The sequence below is a fragment of the Jeotgalibacillus alimentarius genome (assembly GCF_000829445.1).
Taxonomy (GTDB): domain Bacteria; phylum Bacillota; class Bacilli; order Bacillales; family Jeotgalibacillaceae; genus Jeotgalibacillus; species Jeotgalibacillus alimentarius.
In genome coordinates, this window is sequence record NZ_JXRQ01000021.1 from 20,761 (window position 1) to 27,111 (window position 6,351).

Annotated in this window: 5 protein-coding genes; 1 reads left to right on the forward strand and 4 read right to left on the reverse strand. The window is 43.3% G+C overall.

The window, feature by feature from the left end:
- Positions 1-3: 3 nt before the first annotated feature.
- From KP77_RS11695 to KP77_RS11710, 4 genes are all read right to left on the reverse strand, one after another.
- Positions 4-726 carry an OmpA family protein gene (locus KP77_RS11695; RefSeq protein WP_041122929.1) on the reverse strand — a complete coding sequence of 241 codons (723 nt, stop codon included), beginning with the start codon at positions 724-726 and terminating at the stop codon, positions 4-6.
- The gene (locus KP77_RS11700; protein ID WP_041122930.1) at positions 713-1,522 is read right to left on the reverse strand and encodes a MotA/TolQ/ExbB proton channel family protein; all 810 of its coding nucleotides are present in this window, start codon (positions 1,520-1,522) and stop codon (positions 713-715) included. Before KP77_RS11700 ends, KP77_RS11695 begins: the two co-directional genes overlap by 14 nt.
- A 118-nt stretch (positions 1,523-1,640) precedes the next feature.
- On the reverse strand, positions 1,641-2,639 hold the full coding sequence (gene ccpA / locus KP77_RS11705) for a catabolite control protein A (protein ID WP_041122931.1): 999 nt from the start codon (positions 2,637-2,639) through the stop codon (positions 1,641-1,643).
- A 175-nt stretch (positions 2,640-2,814) separates the two neighbouring features.
- Positions 2,815-3,894, reverse strand: a complete 1,080-nt coding sequence (locus tag KP77_RS11710; RefSeq protein ID WP_041122932.1) for a bifunctional 3-deoxy-7-phosphoheptulonate synthase/chorismate mutase — start codon at positions 3,892-3,894, stop codon at positions 2,815-2,817.
- A 208-nt stretch (positions 3,895-4,102) separates the two neighbouring features.
- Between KP77_RS11710 and KP77_RS11715 the strand changes: the two genes are divergently transcribed.
- Positions 4,103-6,235, forward strand: coding sequence for a cell division FtsA domain-containing protein (locus tag KP77_RS11715; protein WP_041122933.1), 2,133 nt, complete (start codon positions 4,103-4,105; stop codon positions 6,233-6,235).
- The last annotated feature ends 116 nt before the right edge of the window (positions 6,236-6,351 follow it).

Below are 6,351 nucleotides of genomic sequence, written 5' to 3' on the forward strand. Positions count from 1 at the left end.
GTTTTACTGTGTTCCGCCTTCATCAATATACTGATTCAAAATAACAACTTCCACTCTTCTGTTCATGGCCCAGCCAGCCGGGCCGTCATTTTCAGCTACAGGCTGCGTATCGCCATACCCTACTGCGGCAAACCGTTCAGGACTGATATCATACCTGTCTCCAAGGTAGCGTACAACACTGCTCGCTCTCGCAGCTGATAACTCCCAGTTGGAAGGATAAACTGCAGTTTGAATCGGCCTGTTATCAGTATGACCTTCTATTCTTACAAAGTTCGGAATGTCTTCGAGCAGATCACCGACCATTTGCAGAACAGGTTCAGCTGCAGGCAGCAGCTCTGCTTCTCCTGAATCAAAAAGCACCTGCTCCTGAAGTGTAATGACAACGCCTCTGTCAGTTTCTGATGCCGTTACCTGATCAGTGAGATTATTTTCTTCAAGGAAAGAATCGATCTCTCCGTACAGTTCCTGAAGCTCCTGGTCTTCCCTGATCTCTTCTTCAAGCCACTCCTCATCAAAAGGAACAACCGTGTCTGATCCATCGAGAACACCCTGGTTTCTGAACGCCTGGGATATAGAATCGAATTTTGCAGTATCCACCTGTGAAATTGAAAATAATAAAATAAAAAAGACCAGAATCAGCATCATAAAATCTGCAAAAGTAATCATCCATTTTGGCGTACTGTTTTCAGACTGTGTCACTGAAATAAATCTTCTACGCCTGGCCATCCAATTTCTCCTCTTTCATCTCTGGAATCAGACGGTCATTTTCTGATAGATAGACAGAAAGCTGTTCTTCGAGCACTCTTGGATTTTGACCATGGTGGACACCGATCACACCATCAATCATCGCCTGTTTCACAAAAATTTCACGCTCTGTTTTTTGAGCCAGCTTACTCGCAATCGGATTAAATAATAGATTGGCAAGCAGCACACCATAAAAAGTCGTTAACAGGGCGATCGCCATATTCGGTCCGATTGCTGCAGGGTCATTCAACTCCTGAAGCATCAGTACAAGCCCGATTAACGTTCCAAGCATACCCCACGCAGGTGCATAATCCCCTGCTTTTTCAATCATACGTCTGTTGCGCTTATGACGTTCCTCAAGCGACTGAATCTCTGCCTGAAGGATATCTGTGATCGTATCGCTTTCAACTCCGTCAATCGCCAGGTACACACCTTTTTTCATAAATGGATCGCTGATTTTCTCAAGCTCCCTTTCTAGTGAAAGTAATCCTTCACGTCTGGCAATCTCAGAGAGTTTAATGAACAGACTGACAATCTCTTTCATATCTGCAGGCTTGTGTTTAAATGCCTGAAGCGTTACAGTAAATATTCTTTTCAGTTCAGTAATTGGAAATGTAACTGTCAAAGCAGCGATGACCCCGCCAAGCACAATTAACAGCGATGGCAGGTGAAAGAAAAATGAAAATCCTTCAGTGCCGCTATTCCATACAATTGCAGCAGCAATCAAAATAATTCCTGCGATAACCCCTGCAGGTGTTAAAGCATCAAAACGTCTCATTGGTCTGACTCCCCGTTATTTGTAATAAAAGCCAGTCAGGACATACCTGACCAGCTTTATTATTTCTATCTTTTTTATCGGCTCGTAACCGGAGGTATTTAATACCGCCTGAATAAGATTATTTAGTTGATTGTCTTTCTTCAATCCGGTGAGGAAGTACGACTGTCTGATCGTCAATCTTTTCCTGATTCATCAGCTTTGTCAAAAGACGCATGGCAACCGCTCCGATATCATAAAGAGGCTGTACAACTGAGGTCAGCTGAGGGCGTACCATTAAAGCAAGCTTTGTATTATCAAAGCTGATGACCTCAACGTCTTCAGGAATGTTTAACCCTTCATCCTGAGCACCATGAACGACACCAAGAGCCATTTCATCATTCCCGACAAAAATAGCAGACGGCTTTTGATCAAGCTCACGTAATTTGGCCCACGCATCAAGACCACTGTCATACGTATAATCACCTTCAAAAACAAAGTCTTCATTATACGTAAGTCCTTTATTCTCAAGTGCAGCCTTATACCCTTCAAGCTTCATTGAACGGTTGATCGTATCGTGGAATGGCCCGCTCACAAAACCAATATCCTTATGGCCTTTTTCAATCAGTGAAGTTACTGCATCAATTGAAGCCTGATAGTAGTCGATATTTACGGACGGCGTCTGATTCGTTTCTTCTACTGATCCTGCAATCACGATCGGCACAGGAGAACGCTGGAATTCAGCTACATGTTCTTCAGTAATACGTCCACCCATGAAGACAATCCCGTCTACCTGCTTGCCAAGCATTGTATTTAAAAGATGAAGCTCTTTTTCTTCATTCTGATCTGAGTTACTCAGAATGATATTGTATTTGTACATCGTTGCGATATCTTCGATTCCCCTTGCTAGTTCTGCAAAAAAGATATTCGAAATATCAGGAATAATGACTCCGACTGTTGTCGTTTTCTTGCTCGCAAGTCCGCGTGCTACGGCATTTGGACGGTAACCGAGCCGTTCGATTACTTCAAGTACTTTTTTTCTTGTTGCAGGCTTCACATTTGGATTTCCATTCACAACACGTGAGACAGTAGCCATTGAGACATTTGCTTCACGTGCTACATCATAAATTGTTATGTTCATTGACAGCACTCCTTTAAACCATTTTCATTTATTTTCATTTTACACGAAAAAGCCTTTTAAACGAAGGATTAACCCCATATTGCTCAATTTAACAATCATACGCTACTATAAAGGCGCTTTCAACAAAATCAAAAAAAATCTGAAGCTTTATGAGAAAGCTTCAGATTTTGTTCAATTATTTAGCATGTACACCCAGGTATTCCTGGATTGCATTCCAGAAGCTGTCAAACTGCTCAAAGTTCATCTGCTGAGCAGAATCTGACAGTGCAACTGCCGGATCAGGATGTACTTCAGCCATTACGCCGTCTGCACCAACAGCAAGCGCTGCTTTAGCAGTTGGAAGAAGCAGGTCACGACGTCCTGTAGAGTGTGTTACGTCAACAAATACAGGCAGGTGTGTTTCCTGTTTCAGGATTGGCACTGCTGAGATATCAAGCGTGTTTCTTGTTGCTTTTTCATAAGTGCGGATTCCGCGCTCACAAAGGATAATCTGGTCGTTCCCCTGAGCCATAATATATTCAGCTGCGTTGATGAATTCATCAATTGTCGCAGAAAGTCCACGCTTTAACAGGACAGGTTTTTTTGATGCACCTGCAGCTTTTAACAGTTCAAAGTTCTGCATGTTACGTGCGCCGATCTGAATGACATCAATATAATCAGCTGCTTCTTCAATATGTGCAGGGTTAACGATTTCACTGATAACAGCAAGATCATGTTTATCTGCTGCCTGCTTTAAGATCTGCAGTCCTTCAAGGCCAAGTCCCTGGAAGTCATATGGTGATGTACGCGGCTTGTATGCACCCCCGCGAAGCAGCTTAAGGCCTTTTGCTTTTACCTGTTCAGCCACTGCATCAACCTGTTCGAAAGATTCAACAGCACATGGGCCGAAGATGAACTGAGGTGAACCGTTTCCTACCTGCTGACCTTTTAGTGTCACGACTGTATCATCAGATTTTTTCTTTCTTGATACAAGCAGTGCTTTACGATGGTCATCCTTTTGCAGTTCGAGCCCTGCTTTAAAGATCTCTTTAAAAATATGCTCAATGGTAGAGTTCAAAAATGGACCTTTGTTATGCTCCTTCAGCAGATCAAGCATCGCTCTCTCCCGTACAGGCTCAAAGCGGTTCATTCCCTGCTTTTCTTTTACGCGTCCAATTTCCTGTACTGTCTCAGCGCGCTGATTAATCAGTTCTAGCAGCTGAAGATTCATCTCATCTACTTTCTTTCTAAGCTGGTCTAATTCAACATTCGTCATAACAAAACATTCCTTTCTCTTGAAAATACCATTGATTGCTTCACTGTCTTTTCCATCTTTCTGAATTGTGTTACATTTTTGATAGAGAAAAGCTTTTAGCTGATCAATTGTAGATCATTATAAATCATGTTTTTTAAAAAGTCACGAAAAATATTTTATTAATTAAACGCTTTTAAGCGGTAAAGCGAAAAAGGATAGGTGTGATTCAGTGGAAAAACTATTTGCTTTGGATATCGGTACCCGTTCAATTGTCGGCCTGATTATGACTGTCAGTGAGTCGGGATATGAACTGATCGATTATATCCAGAAAGAACATAAAGAGCGTGCGATGCTAGATGGACAGATTCATCATGTCCCCGCTGTCGCTTCCCTGATCTCTGAGATTAAACAGGAGCTTGAATTAAAGCATGGACCACTGGATGAAGTGTCTGTCGCTGCTGCCGGAAGAGCCTTGAAAACTGAGCGCTCCTCCTTTCAAAAGACAATTACTGCAGACCAGTCAATGACAAAGCAGGATATCCTGCATATGGAACTGAGTGCTGTGCAATCTGCCCAGGAAGCAGCTGCTGCAAGCGAGGACAGCCAGCATTATCACTGCGTAGGCTATTCAGTGGTCAGGTATCTGCTTGACGGTCAGGAGATTGGCAGCCTTGAAGACCAGCAGGGAGATATCGCTGCGGTTGAAATTATTGCTACTTTCCTTCCCAGAGTCGTAGTGGAATCCCTTCTGGCTTCATTACATAGAGCTGATCTTAAAATGAATGCCCTGACACTCGAACCAATTGCTGCAATCAATGTACTCATCCCCCCTTCCATGCGGAGGCTGAATGTAGCACTTGTTGATATCGGGGCAGGCACGTCTGATATCGCAATTACAAATGAAGGAACGGTCACTGCATACGGGATGGTACCGGTTGCCGGTGACGAAATATCTGAAGCACTGAGCGACAGCTTCCTGCTTGATTTTAATGACGCTGAAAAGCTTAAGAGAAGCTTAAGTGGAGAAGGAGAGGAAGTTGAGTTAACTGATATCCTCGGTTTTTCACAGCAGCTTGAAAAACAAGCGGTCATACAGGCGATACAGCCGGCAATTGATAAATTGTCCTCTGCTATTTCCGGGGAAATTATTTCATTGAATCATAATCAGTCTCCTAAAGCGGTTATGCTTGTCGGAGGCGGAAGTATGACACCGCTTTTAACAGAAAAGCTTGCTGAAAGACTGAACTTACCGGCGAACCGTGTAGCAGTCAGAGGAATCGAAGCGATTCAGGGACTTACATTAAATCACGAATCAGTCATCGGACCGGAACTAGTTACACCTGCAGGAATTGCGATTGCTGCAAATCAGATGCCCATTAACTATATGCCTGTAAAAGTGAATGGACATGACGTACGGCTGTTTGAAATCAGGGATCTGACGGCTGGTGACGCTGTACTTGCTGCCGGAATGAGCGTACCGAAGCTATACGGTAAACCTGGCCTTGCCAAGATGATCAGTATCAATGGCAGCACAGTTACATTGCCTGGCACGCATGGCCTGCCACCTGAAATATTGATTAACGGGCAGCAGGGAAGCTTTGATGCAGCTATTCAGGCTCAGGATGAAATCGTCATCAGAGCAGGCAAAGACGGTGCTGAGTCTGTTATACAGATCAAGTACGTACTTGAAGAATCACTGACTATGGTACTCAGTGTAAATGGACAGCAAAAGACGCTTAAAAGAAAGGTTTTTGTCAATAACCTTGAAAAAGACACTGAAACGTATATTCAGGATAGAGATAATATCGTCATTGAGCAGAAAATAACCGCTGCTGAAGCATTCATGAAAGCAGGTATCGTTGTTCCTGAATCCAGACAGACATTTTTTCTAACGGTTGACGGAAAAGGCACTTATTTTCCTCAATGGGATCAGACGTATCGTCATAACGGAAAAACTTTTCCACTGAGTAAGCTGGACCGAACTGTCAGTCATCATGATCAGCTGTCATTACCACCTGCACCGCAGCGGACCGTATCTGCCCTGAAGAAGCTGCTGGACCTTTCGGGTGGTAAAAGTACAATTTACTTCAATGATGAGCCAATTGAGATTGATTTGAATCAGGTGATCGTGTTGAAAGATGATCAGAAGCTTGAGGATGAAGCACGATTACAGCACGGTGACAGCATCACCGTGAAACATCGTCAATCTGAAGGAATGATTTTTCAGGATGTATTTAATTATGTTGACTGGAAACCTCCGGGGGCTGCCAGTAAGATCGAAATAATAAGAAATAATGAAGAATGTTCATTGTCATCTCCTGTGATGCCTGGGGATTCATTGAAGATTATTATTCACCCTTAAAAAAAAGCCGGCCCGGGTTGAACTGCGCCCTGTCAAGTAGACAGTAAAAAAGAAAAAAGGTTAGAACTACGCTACGGCCTGGTACCGATACTCTATCGGTGCCAGGTTGTTTAATT

Excerpts from the sequence above, each read along its gene's own strand:
- KP77_RS11700 (WP_041122930.1), bottom strand. The coding sequence starts at position 1,522 with ATGAGACGTTTTGATGCTTTAACACCTGCAGGGGTTATCGCAGGAATT.
- KP77_RS11695 (WP_041122929.1), bottom strand. The coding sequence starts at position 726 with ATGGCCAGGCGTAGAAGATTTATTTCAGTGACACAGTCTGAAAACAGT.
- ccpA (WP_041122931.1), bottom strand. The coding sequence starts at position 2,639 with ATGAACATAACAATTTATGATGTAGCACGTGAAGCAAATGTCTCAATG.
- KP77_RS11710 (WP_041122932.1), bottom strand. The coding sequence starts at position 3,894 with ATGACGAATGTTGAATTAGACCAGCTTAGAAAGAAAGTAGATGAGATG.